The organism is Streptomyces sp. NPDC048565 (genome assembly GCF_040650935.1).
GTDB lineage: Bacteria > Actinomycetota > Actinomycetes > Streptomycetales > Streptomycetaceae > Streptomyces.
The window spans coordinates 60,111-80,861 of record NZ_JBEZIH010000032.1 but is presented as its reverse complement, the minus strand read 5'-3'; the positions used below and the strand labels follow the sequence as shown (position 1 = coordinate 80,861).

General features: G+C 69.7%; 16 protein-coding genes, 1 tRNA gene and 1 pseudogene. 15 read left to right on the top strand and 3 right to left on the bottom strand.

Annotation, left to right across the window (positions count from 1 at the left end; translation table 11 throughout):
• Window positions 1-227: 227 nt before the first annotated feature.
• Window positions 228-728 (bottom strand): annotated as a pseudogene (locus AB0C75_RS31155) (Scr1 family TA system antitoxin-like transcriptional regulator); the annotation flags it as partial.
• 223 nt (window positions 729-951) lie between these two features.
• On the opposite strand from AB0C75_RS31155, the gene AB0C75_RS31150 reads away from it, so the two are divergent.
• The 3 genes from AB0C75_RS31150 (at window position 952) to AB0C75_RS31140 (ending at window position 4,391) form a co-directional block, all read left to right on the top strand.
• On the top strand, window positions 952-1,809 hold the full coding sequence (locus AB0C75_RS31150; protein ID WP_362895096.1) for a hypothetical protein: 858 nt from the start codon (window positions 952-954) through the stop codon (window positions 1,807-1,809).
• Window positions 1,810-2,242: 433 nt separating this feature from the next.
• On the top strand, window positions 2,243-3,304 hold the full coding sequence (locus tag AB0C75_RS31145; protein ID WP_362895094.1) for a MarR family transcriptional regulator: 1,062 nt from the start codon (window positions 2,243-2,245) through the stop codon (window positions 3,302-3,304).
• A 202-nt stretch (window positions 3,305-3,506) separates the two neighbouring features.
• Entirely contained in the window at window positions 3,507-4,391 is an 885-nt protein-coding gene (locus tag AB0C75_RS31140; RefSeq protein WP_362895093.1) for a DUF1963 domain-containing protein, read from the top strand.
• Window positions 4,392-4,672: 281 nt separating this feature from the next.
• Here the strand turns inward: AB0C75_RS31140 and AB0C75_RS31135 are convergent, their stop codons facing one another.
• Window positions 4,673-5,152 (bottom strand): hypothetical protein, encoded by a 480-nt coding sequence (locus AB0C75_RS31135; protein WP_362895091.1) that lies wholly within the window; start codon window positions 5,150-5,152, stop codon window positions 4,673-4,675.
• A 384-nt stretch (window positions 5,153-5,536) separates the two neighbouring features.
• Between AB0C75_RS31135 and AB0C75_RS31130 the strand changes: the two genes are divergently transcribed.
• Entirely contained in the window at window positions 5,537-5,878 is a 342-nt protein-coding gene (locus AB0C75_RS31130; protein WP_362895090.1) for a 3'-5' exonuclease, read from the top strand.
• 203 nt (window positions 5,879-6,081) lie between these two features.
• Complete coding sequence (locus AB0C75_RS31125) at window positions 6,082-7,938, top strand: DUF262 domain-containing protein (RefSeq protein ID WP_362895124.1); 1,857 nt, start codon at window positions 6,082-6,084, stop codon at window positions 7,936-7,938.
• Between the two features lie 202 nt (window positions 7,939-8,140).
• Here AB0C75_RS31125 and AB0C75_RS31120 read toward each other — a convergent pair.
• Window positions 8,141-8,212, bottom strand: a tRNA-Arg gene (locus tag AB0C75_RS31120).
• Between the two features lie 126 nt (window positions 8,213-8,338).
• On the opposite strand from AB0C75_RS31120, the gene AB0C75_RS31115 reads away from it, so the two are divergent.
• From AB0C75_RS31115 to prfA, 10 genes are all read left to right on the top strand, one after another.
• The gene (locus AB0C75_RS31115) at window positions 8,339-8,821 is read left to right on the top strand and encodes a response regulator (RefSeq protein WP_362895089.1); all 483 of its coding nucleotides are present in this window, start codon (window positions 8,339-8,341) and stop codon (window positions 8,819-8,821) included.
• 144 nt (window positions 8,822-8,965) lie between these two features.
• Window positions 8,966-10,033 (top strand): ArgS-related anticodon-binding protein NrtL, encoded by a 1,068-nt coding sequence (gene nrtL / locus AB0C75_RS31110; protein ID WP_362895088.1) that lies wholly within the window; start codon window positions 8,966-8,968, stop codon window positions 10,031-10,033.
• 29 nt (window positions 10,034-10,062) lie between these two features.
• A complete protein-coding gene (gene lysA / locus AB0C75_RS31105; protein ID WP_362895087.1) occupies window positions 10,063-11,454 on the top strand; it encodes a diaminopimelate decarboxylase in 1,392 nt (463 codons plus the stop codon).
• Between the two features lie 96 nt (window positions 11,455-11,550).
• The gene (locus tag AB0C75_RS31100) at window positions 11,551-12,852 is read left to right on the top strand and encodes a homoserine dehydrogenase (protein ID WP_362895086.1); all 1,302 of its coding nucleotides are present in this window, start codon (window positions 11,551-11,553) and stop codon (window positions 12,850-12,852) included.
• A gap of 6 nt (window positions 12,853-12,858) precedes the next feature.
• Window positions 12,859-13,929 (top strand): threonine synthase, encoded by a 1,071-nt coding sequence (gene thrC, locus AB0C75_RS31095; RefSeq protein WP_362895085.1) that lies wholly within the window; start codon window positions 12,859-12,861, stop codon window positions 13,927-13,929.
• 265 nt (window positions 13,930-14,194) lie between these two features.
• On the top strand, window positions 14,195-15,112 hold the full coding sequence (thrB, locus tag AB0C75_RS31090; RefSeq protein WP_362895084.1) for a homoserine kinase: 918 nt from the start codon (window positions 14,195-14,197) through the stop codon (window positions 15,110-15,112).
• A 388-nt stretch (window positions 15,113-15,500) separates the two neighbouring features.
• Window positions 15,501-17,594, top strand: a complete 2,094-nt coding sequence (rho, locus tag AB0C75_RS31085; protein WP_362895083.1) for a transcription termination factor Rho — start codon at window positions 15,501-15,503, stop codon at window positions 17,592-17,594.
• 344 nt (window positions 17,595-17,938) lie between these two features.
• A complete protein-coding gene (locus tag AB0C75_RS31080; protein ID WP_362895082.1) occupies window positions 17,939-19,042 on the top strand; it encodes an LCP family protein in 1,104 nt (367 codons plus the stop codon).
• 204 nt (window positions 19,043-19,246) lie between these two features.
• A complete protein-coding gene (rpmE, locus tag AB0C75_RS31075) occupies window positions 19,247-19,471 on the top strand; it encodes a 50S ribosomal protein L31 (RefSeq protein ID WP_362895081.1) in 225 nt (74 codons plus the stop codon).
• Between the two features lie 156 nt (window positions 19,472-19,627).
• Window positions 19,628-20,704 carry a peptide chain release factor 1 gene (prfA, locus tag AB0C75_RS31070; protein WP_362895080.1) on the top strand — a complete coding sequence of 359 codons (1,077 nt, stop codon included), beginning with the start codon at window positions 19,628-19,630 and terminating at the stop codon, window positions 20,702-20,704.
• The last annotated feature ends 47 nt before the right edge of the window (window positions 20,705-20,751 follow it).

Genomic DNA, 20,751 nt, shown 5'->3' with positions numbered 1-20,751 from the left:
CGGCCCTGAGCCCAGCCTTCGACCATGTATGCGATCTTTTCGTTAAGAAGGAGCGGCCCGATCCCCCTGAGGGCTACACCGCACCCTTCTATAAGGCGAACCGTGAGAAGGAGATGCGCGAAGCGCACGCGCACTTCTTTGCGCGGCTTCAGGAGGCCGTCGACGCGGGGAAGTGGACGCCGCCTGCCCGGTGAACGGCAGCGCCCCCGCCGGATGGACTCGGTGCGGGTCGGCGGCTTCCGCGTCACCGCCAGCAGTTCCTGCCGCGCCAGCCGCGCAGCGATCCGCTCCTCCAGCTGCGCCGGGTCGGGCAGCGGCGGCACGTCCAGTGACACCGCTCGCACGTAGGCCTCCGTCTGCAACAGGCCCGGCACCACCCGGCACTCGTACGTGCACAGGCTGATCGCCGTGGTCTCCACCCGCGCCCACTGCCGGAACCAACTCGCCAGCCCCGCCTGCCGGGACAGGTGCGGTGCAGCCTTCCGCAGCGCCCCCGTGTTCCCCAGCGCCGCCTCCGCCCGTTCCACGAAGTCGCGGTCCGGCATCCGGCGGCCCTGCTCGATCGAGGCGACCGTGTGCTTGGAGAAGCGGACCTGGCCGCCGAACTCCTCGCGAGAGATGCCCGCGTGTTCGCGCAGAGCCTGGACGAACGCGCCGAACGTGCGCAGGCTGTCCGACACCCCGGGCTCGGCACCCGCGCTCGCTCCTCCCGCCGCTGAACCCGCGATGCCGTCATCCGTGTTCTCGTAGGCCACCGTGGCCACCTTTCGCGCGCACCCGGCCCGCCGTACCGCTTCTGACTGAGCTACATCGTCACGTCGGGCGCCGCGTACTGCCATCTCCCCGTGTGCGTACGCTGACCCTGCGTACGCGGTGCGAGGCTGGCGCGGTCCGCGATCAGGATGTCCGATTCGAGGGATACGGGTCACCCGTCTGCTGTACGTTCCTGGCATGGTCACGGGACAAGTGAGCGAGAACCCGGAGTCGCGTTTCTCCGCTCTTCTGGCTGGTGCTGCAAGGCTTCCAGGTGTGCGAATCGACAGGGAGGCCTACCTCCGGACGGCGCTGGCCCGTCACTGCACGGAAGATGATGTGCGCAGGGCGATGGAAGAGACCCCGGCGGCGGCGGGTATCCCTCTTGATGTTCTGGACCGGGTGGCCAACGAGTCCATTCGCTACGAGACCGCCAAGGTGAGCGCGCTCTCCGCGGCTGCCGGGATTCCCGGATTCATCGCCATGCCTGCCACGGTGCCGGCCGATCTGGCCCAGTACGTCGGCCACATGCTGCGCATCGCGCAGAAGCTCGCCTACCTCTACAGCTGGCCCGATCTGTTCTCCGCCGACAACGACGACGTCGATGACGCCACCAAAAGCGTGCTCACGCTCTTCTTCGGGGTGATGTTCGGGACCCAGTCCGCGAACGCCGCCGTGGGGAAGGTGGCGGGGATGATCTCCGAGCAGGTCGCCAAGAAGCTGCCCCAGCAGGCACTGACCAAGGGCGTCGTCTACCCCATGGTGAAGAAGGTCGCCCAGTACCTCGGCGTCGAGATGACGAAGCAGACCTTCGCCAAGTCCGTTTCGAAGGCCATTCCCCTCGTCGGGGCTGCGGTGTCCGGCGGGCTCACCTATGCGACCTTCCGTCCAATGTCGAGAAGGCTCAAGACGCACCTCTCCGGCCTGGAGCTCGCAAAGCCGGTCGGGGGTCAGGTGATCACGGGTGAAGTCATCCAGGACGGGGACCCCCCGGCCGCAGGCGAGGCGAAGGTCCCGAAGCCGGGCCGTGAATGGCGCGTCCTGAAGCGTCGGTAGGTCGCGGCTCCGGCCCCGGACGAGGACGGTCAGGCGTCGCCGAGTGCACTGCGACGCCGTCGTGGTGGTGCGGTAGCTGCTCCGGCGCTCGGGTCTCGAATCTCGGGTTGCGAGTGCCGTGGGGCCGTCATTCACTCGTTCGGGGTCCGGATCGGGGCCCCCGGGCCGACGCTTGAGCTTCGGGTTCCGAGGGCCGAGCGTCGAGCTCCGAGGTTCGAGCCGTGTTGTTCATCCGGGAGGTAGGTAAGGGCTTTTGGGGAAACCTTCCCTCCCTCCCCACCCCGTCACAGCCAGCAAGTATGACTAATCGTGATCGAGTTGCAGCCGAGAGTCGCGGCTGCTTACGGTGCCCGTAACGAGACGACCCCGACGCGGTGTTCACAGCACCGGCCGGGGTCTGACCCAAGATCGCGCACCCAAAAAGGACGATCTCGTGGCTACCCAGCACCCTAGCTCCGCCCCGCCCGCCCCCGCAGCCTCGCGCCCGTACCGCAAGGCCCATACCGGCTACGGCAAGCAGTCCATCTCCGGCCAAGGTCAGGCGCGTCGCGACGACTTCGCCTGCCTGCCGGAGCGCGAGCGCTACGTCGCCGGGTATGTCGACCACCTGCCCGACGGCGCCGCCATGGACATCAAGTCGCTGGCCAAGGACCTGCCCCTGTACGGCCAGATGGCGATCGGTACCGCCCTGCGCGCCCTCGCCGTGGCCGGGCATCTGCGCCGCGTGCGCTGCCGGGTCGAAGGAGGCGGCCAGTGCCGGTGGGTGACGCTCACCTACTGGTCGCGCACCGCCCATGACAACGAGTGGTGGGCGGCCAGGCTCACAGGCGGAGCCGCCGCCCCGGAGCAGGTGTCCGCACCCTCCGCCCAGCCGACCGTGCCCCAACAGCGCACCGCGCGGGCGGACATCACCGTGGCGCCCTCTCCGAACCAGCCGCAGCCGCCCCCGCCCCCGCGGCCGCCCTCGGCACCGCCCCCGGCACCGGAGGACGAGCCGGGCACAGCCACCACGCCACACCCCACCGAGGCGCCTTCCCCCGCCTATCTCGCCCTCGCCGAACTAGGCCGCCTCGAACCCCGCCTGGCACTGTCCGCCGCCGACTGCGCCACCCTGGAGCCCCTCGCCGCAGCCTGGTTCGCGCGGGGCGTCAGCGCCGACTACCTGGCCTCGGCGCTCACGGCCGGTCTCCCCGAGCGGATCGGGTCACCCGTCGGCCTGGTACGCCGCCGCCTCACCGACAAGATGCCGCCCCGACTCCCTGCGGCACCCGCACCGGCCCAGGGCCTGCCCGGCGCTCCAGTGCACAGCCTCCTGGTCGAGTGCGCCGAATGCGGTCGCCCCGGCCCGGCCGACGTCCTCCCGGACGGTCTCTGCAAGCCCTGCCGCACAACGCCCCAGCACCCGGAAGCACCCGGAGGCGCAACCCCGGACGAGGTCGAGCGCGACGTCCCGGCCCTCGTCGCCGGCCTCCGCAACCTGATGCGCACGCCCTGAACCGGTTGCGCAGTGGACTGCGGCTGCGGTGTACGGGATGCCTGTGCTCGTCGACTGAGCCTCCGCCAACTTGAAACCACAGGTCAAGGGGCTGGTGTGACCGGATTTCGGGGTGCTCGTGCTGGTCGTCGGTGGCTGTCTGCGGAGTAGATCGTTTGCCCACCAACACCCCGACGGACAGCCGATTGGAAAGGAGGGCATCATGTCGGGCATGGATCACCAGGGGCAGTTTCGTCGTGCAGCGCTTGAGCTGGGCATCCCGGACGACGAGATCAGCAGGTTCAGCCAGCACCTCCGTTTGTCGATCGGGTTGAGCGGGGGTTCCGGTGGTGTTCCGGTCGGGCAGTTCGGTGGGTTGCCCCGGCTGCCGGTGGGCATGAACTGGCCGTCCGCCGGCAACAGTCCGTTGCCGTTCATCTTTTCCGTCGATTGCGGGGCGCTGCCGAGAGTCGACGGCTTCGACCTGCCGGCAGACGGGACGCTGCTCTTTTTCCTGGACCACGAGGCGGACCATTTGGATGATACCGGGAGGTACGCGCGAGTCGTGTATGTACAGGACGGCACCGATACCGCGGTCGCGGAATCCCCCCACTCCGAGTTCACCGGCAAGCAGTACGACGTCAGCGCCACACTCCTTGCCGAGCTGCCCCCTTGGTTCGGGACGGACGAAGACGAAGACGAAGACGAGGACTGGGACGACCTGTCGCCTTTCCAGCAGCAGTTGGCCCGTGACCTGGAGCGTGACGTCCCGCACCTGGACGAACTCTGTGCTCTCGCCTACGGCCTCTGGCCTGGGGAAGGGCTCGCCAGCGCCTGCATCGGCGGGTACGCCGACGATGAGGTGATCACGAGCATTGCGGAGCAGACCCTCGCGGGGCTCGAGAAGGCCGGCGAGATCGTCATCCCGGTGGCGAAGTGGTATTCCCATGTGGAGAAGGAATCGCACCGGCTGACGAGCGAATGGATGTCGCTCGCCTGCTTCCCCGTAGCCGATGAGTACTACTACGGGAGTTTTACGATCCGCCACGACGACCTGGCCGCCGCTCGGGTGGACAAGGCGCTTCCCGTGACCAAGTTCAGCGAGTAGACCGACGAACGCGCCTCGGCCGCCCCTGTGCCCAGGCAGGTGGCCGGACGAGCAGTGATGCTGATACCGCATCGCGAACCGGGCGTGGAGGAGGACTCGCTCCCGTGGGACTACCAGCGCATCATCGCCGCCGTGCAGCAGGCAGCTGGACCGGTCATGGCCCGCGAGTCGGAGAGGTGGTGGGGTGGACGTCAGCGTGCGGTCCAAGCTGGAACCGCTACGCAGCAAGATGGTCAGACTTGTCGATCGCGGCTGGCTTCGTAAATTGCCCGACTGCCGGTTCACCACCCGTCTGTGACCAGCAGTACCGCCACTCCGAACGGCTCGGAACGGGCGTGACCGGGTTCCCCCCCGGCGGCCGTTGGGATTGCGTGACGAATACCAAAGACCGCGCCGAGGCCACCTGCCCGCTTGTCTACCAGTGCCGCCTGCCGCTGTCCACGCGCACCGTCAACCACCTCGCCGACCTGCTCAGGCGCCATCTGAAGGCGATTCGGTCCCGGTGGCGGATCCTGCCACCGGGAAAGATCTCGGTGATCGTCCTGGCCGTACTGCGGCACGACCAGCGCCTCGCAGACATGGCTGGCGGCAACGACGTGTCCGAGTCCACCGTCCGTCGCCGGCGCGACGAGCTGATCGGACTGCTCGCCGCCCAGGCGCCGCGCCTGGACCGCGCCCTGAAGAAGATCGCCAGGCAGGGCGGAGAAGCGGTCCTGATCGACGGCACCCTCATCCGCACCCAGGACCTCAGCGCCGCCCACTGGAAGATGCTGCGCGCCATGGTGCCGGCCGAGCCCGACGACATCTTCCTCGTCGGCGACACACCAGCGGATCTACGACAACAAGGTCACGCTCGGAAGCCTCGGCGTCCATATCCGGGGCCGGTCCTCCCGTCTGTCCTTGAGCTACCGCACCACGCGCGAGATTCTGCGCGACGCCATAAGGGTCCTGGACGAGGGGGAGTACGACGACCTCGACGGCGGCTCCGAAACGATCGCCGGATACCGCTCGGTCCTCCAAGGTTCGAGCCCCTCCCTGCGGGGCGCACGCAGCTGGGACGAGGAGATGGACCTCGTCGTCGCCCAACTACGGGCCTGGCACGACGTCCCCGCGAGTCGACGGCGATCTGCGTTCCGACGAACGACATGGTCACCCAGGTCGCGGACCGGCTCGTCCGGCGCGGCATCACCCCGACGGAGATCACGCAGGACGGACCGCGGAACGACCAGGGCGTTCACATCGGCACGATGTACCGGTTCAAGGGGCTGGGGTATCGCTGCCTGATCATCGCCGGAGTGGCCGAGGGCCTCGTCCCCCGTACCTCCGTGGACGCGTGGGAGCGCAGCGATCCGAGCCGCCACCGGAGTGAACTGCACCGGGGGCGCTCGTTGCTCTTCGTCGCAGCCACCCGGGCCCGTGACGCACTCGCCATCACCTGGCACGGTGAGCCGAGCCGCTTCCTTTCTCCGCTGCTTCCTGGACGGTGAGTTCCGGGCTCGGGCGTCACGGCTCCGGGGTGCAAAATGACCAAGAAGGGGGCCGAAGCGAAGAAGCTCGGGCAGGGTGGGAGATGTAAGTCATAAGCCGGTGGCCGACGGGGCCGAAGCCGGGCGGATCCTGAGTGCTCCGCCCCTCACCCCCGATGAGCGTGCGCCGACGCACGTGGTGTGCTGCACAAGGAGAAGAAGACGTGGCGACAGAGACTTTCAGCATCGACAAACGGCCCTTGCGGGATCTGCTGGGGCAGGTCGAGGCAGGGAAGATTCAGTTGCCTGAGTTCCAACGTGGCTGGGTCTGGCCCTGGCCCAACATCGCGAGTCTGCTGGCCTCGGTGTCCCTCAACTACCCGATCGGGACTGTGATGCTGCTCCAGGGCGGCGGGGACGTCCGGTTCAAGTACAGGCCGATCGAGGGGGCGGCCCCGAGCGAGCAGGTGCAACCGGAGTCGCTGATTCTCGACGGACAGCAGCGGCTCACCTCGCTGTTCCAGTCGCTTGCGATGAACAGCCCGGTGGAGACTCAGGACGAACGCAAACGCCGGGTGAGCGGCTGGTTCTACGTCGACATGGTCAAGGCGCTCGATGAGAACGAGGATCGTGAGGAGGCGATCCGATTCATCCCACCCGCACGCAAGGTGATCAACTTCCGAGGTGAGATCCTTGAGGACTATTCGACACGTGAGTTGGAGTACCAGCACCGCGTCTTCCCGTTGCGATGCCTTTTCGACAATTCATGGGGCGACGGCTTCGCCCGTTACTCGGATTTCGCACCGGACGCGATGGAGCTCTGGTATGGCTTCCGGGACAGCTTCATCAAGTCGTTCGACCTCTACCACTTCCCGGTCATCGAGCTTGGCAGGGGCACCCCCCGCCAGGCGGTCTGTCAGGTCTTCGAGAAGGTCAACACGGGCGGAGTCACCCTCACCGTCTTCGAGTTGCTGACCGCGACGTACGCTGCCGACGAGTTCGACCTGCGGCGGCACTGGCATGAGTGCCGTTCCGCCTGGGAAGCGCCCGAATACGCCATCCTGAAGGATGTCTCCAACACCGACTTCCTCCAGTCGGTCACTCTCCTCGCCACCGCCGAGCGTCGGCGCCGAGAGGAAGAAGCCGGTACGGACGAAGAGCGCCTGCCACGCATCGGGTGCAAGCGCAAGGAAATGCTCGTGCTGAGCCTGGAGGATTACCGGCGATACGCGCCCGACGTCGTCGCAGGCTTCAAGGCCGCCGCCAAATTCCTGCGCCAGCAGTTCGTCTTCGACACGCGCTTCCTTCCGTACGGCACGCAGCTCATCCCCCTGGCGGCGATTTTCGCCCTCGCCGCCAAGGACGCGGAAACCGCGGGTGCGCAGGAGAAACTGGCCCGCTGGTACTGGTGCGGAGTGTTCGGTGAGCTGTACGGCGGCACGACCGAGACTCGGTTCAACCTCGACCTCCCCGACGTCGTCGACTGGATTCGCGGGTCGACGCACGAACCTCGTACGGTCACACAGGCGCAGTTCGCGGCGAGCCGCTTGCTGACCCTGCGGACCCGGCAGAGCGCCGCATACAAGGGCATTTACGCGCTCCTGCTCAAGGCGGGCGCCGCGGACTGGCGTACGGGGGAGAAGGCGGAGGTGAGCGTCTACTTCGACGAGGCGATGGACATCCATCACATCTTCCCGCAGGCATGGTGTCACAAGAACGGTCATGAGCGTTCCGTCTACAACTCCATCGTCAACAAGGCTCCTTTGACGGCACGGACCAACCGGATCATCGGCGGACACGCACCGTCCGAGTATCTGCACCGGCTCGCCAAGGCAGCCGAGACCAGCCCGGAGGGCGTCGAGCGGCGCATCAGGACGCACCTTGCGGACCCCCGGCTGATGCGGGCCGACGATTTCGACGCCTTCTTCGAGGAACGGCGGAAGGTGCTTCAGGAACACATCGCCACGGCGATGGGCAAGCCGGTGGTCGACGACCACATTCCGGGGCAGCGGCCCGGGGAGGCTATCCAGGCTGTGGAAAACGAGCCGGCAGCCGGCGCTCGGGTTCCCGTGGAGCCGTGACAGGCAGGTCCGTGGCCGAACGCCGATCGTGCGTGGCCGTCCGTCAGCAGCGGTTTTTGTCACCACGGTTCGTTTGCCGGGCCGTGGTCGTCGCCGCGGACCCTGCCTGTGTTTCCCGATCCATTGGTAGACGCTTGCACAAAAAGACCCCGCACTCAGCGTTTCCGCTGGCCACGGGGTCTTTTCGGCACTTCTTGCGAAGTGCCCCCGGCAGGATTCGAACCTGCGCACCCGGCTCCGGAGGCCGATGCTCTATCCCCTGAGCTACGGGGGCGATATCGCTGCGCTTGGCGGCGACGAGTGAAACCTTACCAGCTCCGACCGGGTGTCCGGGAACAGGTATTTCCGCGTCGTCGCGCCCGCCGCGAGGCCGGCGCCCGCCACTCCTCCGGGGGCGGAAGTGGGCAAAACCCGGACGCAGCTCCTCCGCTCGACCTACCCTCGAAGAGTGTCAGGGGCGTACGGCCGCGTGCTTGTTGTGGACGACAACAAGGTCATCCGGCAGCTGATCAGGGTCAATCTCGAGCTGGAGGGCTTCGAGGTCGTGACCGCGGCCGACGGCGTCGAGTGCCTGGACCTGGTCCACGAGGTCTGCCCGGATGTGATCACCCTCGATGTGGTGATGCCCAGGCTCGACGGGATACAGACCGCCGCCCGGCTGCGCGCCGATCCGAGGACCGAGCGCCTGCCCGTCGCCGTCATCAGCGCGTGCACGCCGTACGAGGTGGACTCGGGCGTGGCCGCGGGGGTCGACGCGTTCCTGGCGAAGCCCTTCGAGCCGAGGGAGCTGGTGCGCATGGTGCGTCGGCTCGCCCAGCGGGAGGCTCCCGTCCCGCTCGACGGCAGGCGCGGCGCTGGTACGGCCGGGAGTGCGGCCGGCTGAGGGTGCGGGAGCGGTCGGCCGGGGGTGCCGGCGTGCGGGCGTGGCGGCCGGGGGTGCCGGCGTGCGGGCGTGGTCGGCCCGGGCGCTGCCCGTATGGCGAAACCGGTTGGCGAAGTGCCCCCCTTCCTCCCATACGCTTGTGACGTGACCCCCGCCGATCTCTCCAGGACCGTGCTGCACGCTGTGCGCCGCGCGGTCGACGAGGACGCCTTGCGCGCGCCGGTGCCCGCGCGCGTGCGGGTGGAGCGGACCCGGCCCGGCGGCAGCGGCGACTACGCCTGCGCGGTCGCCCTCCAGCTCGCAGGTCCCGCCGCGCTCCCGGCGCACGAGGTCGCCGCGCTCCTGCGGGACCGGGTCGTCGGGGTGCCGGGGATCGGGCGGGTCGAGATCACCGGGCCCGGGTTTCTGAACTTCACGCTCGACGCCGCGACCGGCGCCGACGCCCGCGCAGCCCGCGTCCGCGAGGTCCGCGCGCTGGGGATGCGGTACGGGCGGGTGGCCACCGGGGCCGGGCGCCTCCACCGTCTCCACCACCCCCGCGAGGTCAGGGCCGCCGTCGTGGCCCAGGGCGTGGCGCGCCTCCTGCGTACCCAGGGCGGTCAGGTGCTGGTCGGCTGCACCGAGGAGCCCGACCCCCGCTGGGAGGAGCTCCGGGTGCGGGTCGGCCCGCGGCACGGAGGCGAGGAGAGCGACGGGATCCGGGCGGTCCCCGCCGGCGCGACCGCCGGGTCGCTGCTGGACCGCCTCGGGCGCGACGCCGCGCTCTGGGGTCTGCAGCGGCCCGCCGCCCACGACCGCGCACCCCTGGGCGACGACCTCCTCGTGCAGGGGGAGGCCAACGCGCTGTTCCAGGTCCGCTACGCCTACGCCCGCACCCGCGCGCTCACCCGCGAGGCTGAGCGGCTCGGCTTCACCGCCGCGTACGACGAGGGCGCCGACGTCGACGCGCCCGCCCTGCACGCCGCGCTCGCCGACCACCCCGGGGTGCTCGCCGCCGCAGCACGCCACCACGCCCCCGACCGCGTCGCCCGGTTCCTCGAAACCGCGGCGGACGCCTTCCTCGACTTCCAGGCCACGACCCCGCCGCTCCCCGTCGGCGACGAGAAACCCTCGGCCGCCCACCGCTCACGGCTGGCCCTTGCCGAAGCCGCCGGGACGGTGCTGGCCGGCGGCCTGTTCGTGCTCGGCATCAGCGCGCCCCCACACCTCTGACGAGAGACTTGAGAGAGCAGAGCAGAACGATGAGCCGATCCGCACACCCCGCCGGGCCCCGCCACGCCGACGTCCTCCCCGAGGGTCACTACTCCGCCCCGGCCACCGACCTCAACGATCTTGACCCCAAGGTCTGGTCCCGTACCGTCGCCCGCGACGCGGACGGTGCGCTCACCGTCGGGGGGATCGAAGTCGCCCGGCTGGCCGAGGAGTTCGGTACCCCGGCGTACTTCCTCGACGAGTCCGACTTCCGGGCGCGCTGCCGCGCCTGGTCGGACGCCTTCGGGGCGGACGCCGACGTCTTCTACGCGGGCAAGGCCTTCCTGTCGCGCGCCGTGGTGCGCTGGCTCAGGGAGGAGGGGCTCAACCTCGACGTGTGCTCGGGCGGCGAGCTGGCCACCGCGCTGGACGCGGGGATGCCCACCGAGAACATCGCCTTCCACGGCAACAACAAGACCGTCGCCGAGATCGAGCGGGCCGTCGACGCGGGCGTCGGGCGGATCGTGCTCGACTCCTTCCAGGAGATCGTCCGCGTCTCGCACATCGCCCAGCGGCGCGGCGTACGCCAGCGCGTGCAGATCCGTGTCACGGTCGGCGTCGAGGCCCACACCCACGAGTTCATCGCCACCGCCCACGAGGACCAGAAGTTCGGTATCGCGCTGGCGGACGGCCAGGCCGCGGAGGCGGTCCGCAGGGCGCTCACCCTGGACGGGATCGAGCTCATCGGCATCCACTCGCACATCGGCTCGCAGATCTTCGACATGGCCGGTTTCGAGGTCTCGGCGCGGCGTGTCGTGCAGCTGCTGGCCGAGATCCGCGACGAGCACGGCGTGGAGCTCCCCGAGATCGACCTCGGCGGCGGCCTCGGGATCGCGTACACCTCCGAGGACGACCCCAGCGAGCCCCACGAGATCGCCAAGGCGCTCAGCGACATCGTGACCCGCGAGTGCGAGTCGGCCGGTCTGCGCACCCCCCGCATCTCCGTCGAGCCGGGCCGGGCCATCGTCGGGCCCACCGCGTTCACGCTGTACGAGGTCGGCACCATCAAGCCCCTGGAGGGCCTGCGGACGTACGTGAGCGTCGACGGCGGGATGTCGGACAACATCCGCACCGCCCTGTACGACGCCGAGTACAGCGTCGCGCTCGTCTCGCGCACCTCCGAGGCCGAGCCCATGCTCGTACGCGTCGTCGGCAAGCACTGCGAGAGCGGTGACATCGTGGTCAAGGACGCGTTCCTGCCGTCCGACCTGGCCCCCGGCGACCTGATCGCGGTGCCCGCCACCGGCGCGTACTGCCGCTCCATGGCGAGCAACTACAACCACGCCCTGCGCCCGCCCGTCGTCGCCGTGCGCGACGGACAGGCGCGGGTCATCGTCCGGCGTGAGACGGAGGACGATCTCCTGCGGCTCGATGTCGGCTGATGAAATTCACATCTCAAAATCCGGACGGGTGGCAGGAAACCCTCGTCCGGTGAGTGAGACTGGTCCACACATCAGAAGTATGAGAAACGAGGTCGGATGATGCGTACGCGTCCGCTGAAGGTGGCGCTGCTGGGCTGTGGTGTGGTCGGCTCAGAGGTGGCGCGCATCATGACGACGCACGCCGACGACCTCGCCGCGCGCATCGGTGCGCCGGTCGAGCTCGCCGGTGTCGCCGTCCGCCGTCCCTCCAAGGTGCGGGAGGGCATCGACCCCGCGCTGATCACCACCGATGCGACCGCCCTGGTCAAACGGGGCGACATCGACGTCGTCATCGAGGTCATCGGAGGCATCGAGCCCGCCCGGGCGCTCATCACGACGGCCTTCGAGCACGGCGCGGGCGTCGTCTCGGCCAACAAGGCGCTGCTCGCCGAGGACGGCTCCGCGCTCCACGCGGCCGCCGAGAAGAACGGCAGGGACCTCTACTACGAGGCGGCCGTGGCCGGCGCCATCCCGCTCGTACGGCCGCTGCGCGAGTCCCTCGCGGGGGACAAGGTCAACCGGGTACTCGGCATCGTCAACGGCACGACCAACTTCATCCTCGACCGGATGGACACGAGCGGAGCCGGATACTCCGAGGCGCTCGACGAGGCCACCGCCCTCGGGTACGCCGAGGCCGACCCGACCGCCGACGTCGAGGGCTTCGACGCCGCCGCGAAGGCAGCCATCCTCGCCGGGATCGCCTTCCACACCCGGGTGAAGATCGGCGAGGTGCACCGCGAGGGGATCACCGAGGTCACCGCCGCCGACATCGCCTCCGCCCGGCGCATGGGCTGCACGGTCAAGCTCCTCGCGATCTGCGAGCGCGCCGCCGACGGCAATTCCGTCACCGCCCGCGTGCACCCCGCGATGATCCCGCTCAGCCACCCGCTCGCCTCCGTCCGCGAGGCGTACAACGCGGTCTTCGTCGAGTCCGAGGCGGCCGGGCAGCTGATGTTCTACGGCCCCGGCGCCGGCGGCGCACCGACCGCGTCCGCGGTCCTGGGTGACCTGGTCGCCGTGTGCCGCAACATCATCGGAGGCACCACAGGCCCCGGTGAGTCCGCCTACACGCGTCTGCCGGTCAGCCCCATGGGTGATGTCGTCACGCGCTACCACATCAGTCTCGACGTGGCCGACAAGCCTGGCGTACTCGCCCAGGTCGCGACGGTCTTCGCCGAACAGGACGTATCCATCGATACGGTCCGCCAGCAAGGCCGACAGGACGGCAGCGGCGAGGCTTCGCTCGTCGTCGTCACCCACCGCGCGTCCGACGCCGCCCTCTCCGGGACCGTCGAGGCGCTGCGCAAGCTGGACACCGTGCGCGGTGTCGCCAGCATCATGCGTGTTGAAGGGGAGTAAGGACCCATGACCAGCAAGGGCACCCACCAGTGGCGCGGCATCATCGAGGAGTACCGGGACCGCCTTCCGGTCACGGCCACGACGCCGGCCGTCACGCTCCGTGAGGGCGGCACGCCGCTCGTTCCGGCGCAGGTCCTCTCCGAGCGCACGGGCTGCGAGGTGCACCTCAAGGTCGAGGGCGCCAACCCCACCGGGTCGTTCAAGGACCGTGGCATGACCATGGCGATCACCCGGGCCAAGGAGGAGGGCGCGCAGGCCGTCATCTGCGCCTCCACGGGCAACACCTCCGCCTCCGCCGCCGCGTACGCCGTGCGCGCCGGCATGGTCTGCGCCGTCCTCGTGCCGCAGGGCAAGATCGCGCTCGGCAAGATGGGGCAGGCGCTCGTCCACGGCGCGAAGATCCTCCAGGTCGACGGCAACTTCGACGACTGCCTGACCCTGGCCCGCAGCCTGTCGGACAACTACCCGGTGGCGCTGGTCAATTCGGTCAACCCGGTCCGGATCGAGGGTCAGAAGACGGCCGCGTTCGAGATCGTCGACGCGCTCGGCGACGCCCCCGACATCCATGTCCTGCCGGTGGGCAACGCGGGCAACATCACGGCCTACTGGAAGGGCTACAAGGAGTACGCCGTCGACGGCGTCTCCACGCACACCCCGCGCATGTGGGGCTTCCAGGCGTCCGGTTCCGCGCCGATCGTGCGCGGCGAGATCGTCAAGGACCCGGCGACGATCGCCACCGCGATCCGGATCGGCAACCCGGCGTCCTGGCGGTTCGCCCTGGACGCGCGGGACGAGTCGGGCGGTTTCATCGATGATGTGACAGACCGTCAGATCCTGTCCGCCTACCGCCTGCTGGCCTCCCAGGAGGGCGTTTTCGTCGAGCCGGCGTCGGCGGCGTCGGTGGCCGGTCTGCTCAAGGCGGTGGACGACGGCAAGGTCGACCCCGGCCAGAAGATCGTCTGCACCGTCACGGGCAACGGCCTCAAGGACCCCGACTGGGCCGTGGCGGGCGCCCCCCAGCCGGTCACCGTCCCGGTCGACGCGGCAGCGGCGGCCGAGAAGCTGGGCCTCGCGTAGGGCCTTCCCGCCCCTGCTCAACCGCCCTTTCGGGGCAGAGAGCGCATGGGAGGTGTGCGACACGCATCGTGCGCCTCCTGTGCGCCCTATGTCGCCACAGAACCTTCCTTCGATAAGCTGTACCCGACCCGCCCCGCCGCGTCCGCCGCGGGGCAGCAGCCGTCGTGACTGCCGGGCCCCCCGTCCCCCACGCAACGGCACCCCACGCACATCGAAGTACCCTGCACAACATCCCCGCCGCCGTACAGGAAGAGTCGTCCAACCGATGGCCGGTCCCGCGTTCCGAGCCGCCGCCGTCCGGGTGCGCGTCCCCGCAACCAGCGCCAATCTGGGCCCGGGATTCGACGCCCTCGGGCTCTCGCTGGGGCTCTACGACGACGTCGTCGTCCGGGTCGCCGATTCCGGGCTGCACATCGACATCGCGGGTGAGGGCGCCGAGACGCTGCCCCGCGACGAGAACCACCTGCTCGTACGCTCGTTGCGCACGGCCTTCGATCTGCTCGGCGGACAGCCCCGCGGCCTGGAGATCGTGTGCGCCAACCGCATTCCGCACGGCCGCGGCCTCGGTTCGTCGTCCGCCGCGATCTGCGCCGGGATCGTCGCCGCACGCGCCGTGACGACGGGCGGCGAGGCCCGTCTCGACGACGCCGCGCTCCTGGAGTTGGCGACCGAGATCGAGGGCCACCCCGACAACGTCGCGGCCTGTCTGCTCGGCGGATTCACCCTCGCCTGGATGGACGGCGGAGCCGCCAGAGCCATCCGGATGGACCCCGCCGCGTCCGTCGTGCCGGTGGTCTTCGTCCCGGCCACCCCGGTGCTCACCGAAACCGCCCGTGGCCTGCTGCCGCGCACCGTCCCCCATGTGGACGCCGCGGCCAACGCCGGCCGCGCCGCACTGCTCGTCGAGGCCCTGGCCCGGCGCCCCGACCTGCTGCTCGATGCCACGGAGGACCGGATCCACCAGGAATACCGGGGTCCCGCGATGCCGCAGAGCGTGGAGCTGGTCAACCGGCTGCGCGCCGACGGCGTCCCTGCTGTCATCTCCGGTGCGGGGCCGACCGTGCTCGCGCTGACGGAGGAAGGCTCGGCGGACAAGGTCGCCGGGCTGGCGGGTGAGGGCTGGGCCGCGAACCGGCTCACTCTCGACGCCACGGGTGCGAGTGTCCTGCCGCTGGCCGCGTAGTCCCACGTGATTGCCGGTGCATGAGAGGGGGAATGTTTGTTGGAGCCGGTAGTGTTAACCTCAAGTCAGCAATGGACGTCTTCGTGGCGCGTTGCTTCGTGTCCCCATCCGGGACCACCACTCTTCCGTGAGCCTCCCCGACTGCCTGAGCAGCCTGCCTGAGCTTTCGAGCACGCTCCGGAACCGGCACGACACCCTCTTGCTCGTCCAGGAGTGGGCCGAGCAGGGGGATCTCGCGCCGGAACCCCGCACATTCGTCTCTCCGCCGTACCCGGCGGACCACCGCCCCGGCAAGGTCCGCGATCGACACGATCAACAGACCGCAGTCGGACAGCACAACCGGTCGCCGAGCCAGAAGGCCGACGTCCGCTCCAGGGAAGGACCCTTCGTGAGCGACACCACCGATCTGATGGGCGCCACTGCCGACAAGAGCGTCGACAGCCCCGCGCCCGCCGAAGGTGCTGCCTCTGGCACCACCTCACGGCGCCGCCGCTCCGGCACCGGCCTCGAGGGCATGGTCCTGGCCGAGCTGCAGCAGGTCGCGTCCGGCCTCGGCATCAGGGGGACTGCGCGGATGCGCAAGAGCCAGCTGATCGAGGTCATCAAGGAGGCGCAGGCCGGAGGTTCCTCCGCGCCCGCCCCCAAGGCCGCCGCATCCGCCGGTACGGATGCCGGGAGCAAGCCGAAGCGCCGTGCCACGTCCAAGACGCGCACCGGTGACGAGAGCGCTGCCGCCCCGGCCGCCGACAAGGCCGCCGATCAGCAGCAGATCGACATCCCCGGTCAGCCGGCCAGTGACGAGCAGCCGGCGGGCGAGCGCCGCCGTCGCAGGGCCACCGCGCAGGCGGGCAGCCCCGACACCAAGGCGGAGCAGCCCAAGTCCGAGTCCAGGAGCGAGCCCAAGGGCGAGTCCAAGGCGGAGGCCGAGCCGAAGGCGAAGTCCGAGGGCCGTAACGAAGGCCGTCAGGACCGCGGCGACGAGCGCGACGGTGCGAAGGGCGAGGCCAAGGCCGAGTCCGCCGTCGACACTGCCGAGGGCCGTCGCGGCGACCGCCAGGACGGCCGGCGTGACCGTGGCGACCGCCAGGACCGCAGGGACCGCCAGCGCGACCGGCGCGGCGGCAAGGGCGACGACCAGGGCCAGCAGGGCGGCGGACGCCGTCAGGGCCAGCAGGGCGGCGGCCAGAACCAGGGTCAGCAGGGCGGTGGCGGCGGCCAGCAGCAGGACGACGGTTACGACGACGAGGGCGGCCGTCGCGGCCGTCGCGGCCGTTACCGCGACCGCCGTGGCCGTCGTGGCCGCGACGACTTCGCGACCGACGTCCAGGTGGCCGACGACGACGTCCTGATCCCCGTCGCGGGCATCCTCGACATCCTCGACAACTACGCGTTCATCCGGACCTCCGGCTACCTGCCGGGACCGAACGACGTGTACGTCTCGCTCGCCCAGGTCCGCAAGAACGGCCTGCGCAAGGGCGACCACGTCACCGGTGCGGTGCGCCAGCCCAAGGACGGCGAGCGCCGCGAGAAGTTCAACGCGCTGGTCCGTCTCGACTCCGTCAACGGCATGGCGCCCGAGACCGGCCGCGGCCGTCCCGAGTTCCAGAAGCTGACCCCGCTCTACCCGCAGGACCGGCTCCGTCTGGAGACCGACTCCAACGTCCTGACCACCCGGATCGTCGACCTGGTCGCACCGATCGGCAAGGGCCAGCGAGGCCTGATCGTGGCCCCGCCGAAGACCGGTAAGACCATGATCCTGCAGGCCATCGCCAACGCGATCACGGTCAACAGCCCCGAGTGCCACCTGATGGTCGTCCTGGTCGACGAGCGTCCGGAAGAGGTCACCGACATGCAGCGGTCGGTGAAGGGCGAGGTCATCTCCTCGACCTTCGACCGGCCCGCCGAGGACCACACCACGGTCGCCGAGCTCGCCATCGAGCGCGCGAAGCGCCTCGTGGAGCTGGGTCACGACGTGGTGGTCCTGCTGGACTCGATCACCCGCCTGGGCCGCGCCTACAACCTGGCGGCACCCGCCTCCGGCCGCATCCTGTCCGGTGGTGTCGACTCGACCGCGCTGTACCCGCCGAAGCGCTTCTTCGGCGCGGCGCGCAACATCGAGGACGGCGGCTCGCTGACCATCCTGGCCACCGCGCTCGTCGAGACCGGCTCGCGCATGGACGAGGTGATCTTCGAGGAGTTCAAGGGCACCGGCAACATGGAGCTCAAGCTCGACCGGAAGCTCTCGGACAAGCGCATCTTCCCGGCGGTGGACGTCGACGCGTCCAGCACCCGTAAGGAAGAGATCCTGCTCGGCACCGACGAGTTGGCCGTGGTCTGGAAGCTGCGCCGGGTGCTCCACGCGCTCGACCAGCAGCAGGCGATCGAGCTGTTGCTGGACCGGATGAAGAAGACCCAGTCCAACGCGGAGTTCCTGCTCCAGATCCAGAAGACGACGCCGGGCAACGGCAACGGCAACGACTGACCGGTCGTCCTGGTCAGAGGATCCGCCCCGTCACGCGCGTGACGGGGCGGATCTCTGCGTACGGCTCCCGTAAGGAGCGCGGCGGGCAGGGGAGACCTTTGCCACAGGGGCGGTGCCGGGAACGGGCCGGTGCGGCTCCCGCACGAGCGGCCGAATCGCCTGGTGAGCACCGGATTCCCGGCCCGTTCGCACGCCCCTCGTGAGGCCCCCGGCACCGGCCGGGGGCTCAGGTCGCTGTGCAACGCTTCTCGCTGCTCCGGTCGTCCTACCGAGTGACGCCGGACCGCGCCCGTGCACCACGGCAGGGGGTGACAGCGAGAGCGAGCAGCGAAAGAGGGAGCCGTATGAGCGAGCAGAGCAGGGGCACAGGCCGAATACGGGGCTCCGGCAGCCGCCGGAGGAAACCGTCCCGCGGCCGCCGGGTGAAGAAGATCGCCCTGTGCTGCGCCGCCGCCCTGGTGGTCGTCGGGGGATCCGGGCTCGGTTACGCCTACTTCACGCTCAACGGGAACCTGAAGGGCGTGGACATCGACGCCGCCCTGGGCACCGGCCGCCCCGACAACGTGGACAACGGGTCGCAGGACATCCTGGTGCTGGGATCGGACTCCCGCTCCGGCGCCAACTCCGAGTACGGCGCCGACGAGGGCTCGGCGCGCGCGGACACCGCGATGGTCGTCCACATCGACGAGGGCCACAAGGCGGCCAGCGTGGTCTCGATCCCGCGGGACACCCTCGTCGACCGTCCCGCCTGCGCGAGCGACACCGGCGGCGAACAGGCCGGCGCCGAGCAGGAGGCGATGTTCAATTCGGCGTACGCCGTCGGCGGGCCCGCCTGCGCGGTGAAGACCGTCGAGGCCATGTCCGGGATCCGCATGGACCACTACGTCGAGGTCGACTTCACCGGCTTCAAGAAGCTCATCGACGAACTCGGCGGTGTCGAGCTCACCACGTCGCAGGCGATCGACGACCCCGACAGCCACCTCACGCTGAAGCCCGGCGCCCACACCCTCACCGGTGAGCAGTCGCTCGGCCTGGTCCGCACGCGCCACAGCGTCGGCGACGGCAGCGACCTCGGCCGTATCCAGCTCCAGCAGGCGTTCGTCAAGGCGCTGATGGACCGGACGACAAGCGTCGGGGTGTTCTCGAACCCGAAGACCCTCTTCGGCCTCGCCGACACCGCGACCAAGGCCGTCACCACCGACTCCGAGCTGGCCTCCGTCAAGAAGCTCACCGGCTTCGCGAACGGGCTCAAGGGCCTCGGCTCGAAGAACGTCGACATGGTGACCCTGCCCGTGGAGTACGACCCCGACGACCCGAACCGGGTGCTGCCCCAGGAGAAGGGTGACCAGCAGGTGTGGACGGCGCTCAAGCACGACAAGGCCATCCCGGCGTCCGCCACCGCGAAGTCGGCCGGCGACAAGGGCGGGGCGGGCAAGGTCGTGCAGTGACCGGGGCGGGCAGGACCGTGCGGTAACGGCACATTCCGTGACGCCCCGGTCGCGGACCGTTCCCCCGTACGCACGGGAATACACCCGGCCGGGTTCTCGTTTTGGGAGATACGGCCGGTCCTGGCAGACTGGTACGTCGGCCCCGGTTCACGGACGCGCAATCCGCGCGAACGACCCGGAGCCCTCCCGAATCTAGGAGACACCTTGAAGCGCGACATTCACCCCGAGTACTTCGACACCCAGGTCAGCTGCACCTGCGGTGCCTCGTTCACCACTCGGACCACCCTGGAAGGCGGCGCCATCCGCGCCGACGTCTGCTCCGAGTGCCACCCGTTCTACACGGGCAAGCAGAAGATCCTCGACACCGGCGGCCGTGTGGCGCGCTTCGAGGCCCGCTTCGGCAAGGCTGCCGGCTCCGCCAGCAAGTAGCGAGCCACTGCGCCGGTTCCCGACGCCCTCCAACGGGGCGCCGGGACCGGCGTTTTTTCCGGCTGTGCGGCCCGGACGCCCCTTCGGGGCGCGGCACCGGCGGCACACCGTCCAGCAGGCCCGCAGACGTATGACGCAGAAACCAGGAGCCCGAAGATGTTCGAGGCGGTCGAGGAACTGATCGGCGAGCACGCCGATCTCGAGAACAAGCTCGCCGACCCGTCGGTCCACGCCGACCAGGCCAACGCGCGCAAGCTCAACAAGCGCTACGCGGAGCTGACCCCGATCATCTCCACCTACAGGTCCTGGAAGCAGACCGGCGACGACATCGAGACCGCCCGCGAATTCGCCGCCGACGACCCGGACTTCGCCGCCGAGGTCAAGGTCCTGGAGAAGCAGCGCGAGGACATCACCGAGAAGCTCCGCCTCCTCCTCGTCCCGCGCGACCCCAGCGACGACAAGGACGTGCTCCTGGAGATCAAGGCGGGCGCGGGCGGCGACGAGTCCGCCCTCTTCGCCGGCGATCTGCTGCGGATGTATCTGCGCTACGCCGAGCGCGTCGGCTGGAAGACCGAGATCATCGACTCCACCGAGTCCGAGCTGGGCGGCTACAAGGACGTCCAGGTCGCCGTGAAGACCAAGGGCGGCAACGGCGCCACCGAGCCAGGACAGGGCGTCTGGGCCCGGATGAAGTACGAGGGCGGGGTGCACCGGGTGCAGCGTGTGCCCTCCACCGAGTCCCAGGGCCGTATCCACACCTCGGCCGCCGGTGTGCTCGTCACGCCCGAGGCGGAGGAGGTCGACGTCGAGATCCACGCCAACGACCTCCGTATCGACGTCTACCGCTCCTCGGGCCCCGGCGGCCAGTCCGTCAACACCACGGACTCCGCCGTGCGGATCACCCACCTACCGACCGGTGTCGTCGCCTCCTGCCAGAACGAGAAGAGCCAGCTCCAGAACAAGGAGCAGGCCATGCGTATCCTGCGGTCCCGGCTGCTGGCCGCAGCCCAGGAGGCGGCCGAGCAGGAAGCCTCCGACGTACGCCGCAGCCAGGTGCGCACCGTGGACCGTTCCGAGAAGATCCGGACGTACAACTTCCCGGAAAACCGGATCTCGGACCACCGGGTCGGCTTCAAGGCGTACAACTTGGACCAGGTGCTCGACGGCGACCTCGACTCCGTCATCCAGGCCTGCGTGGACGCGGACTCCGCCGCCAAGCTCGCCGCCGCATAGGCCGTCAGGCCACACAGCCCCGCCCCGCTCGTGAACCCGTACGGAGA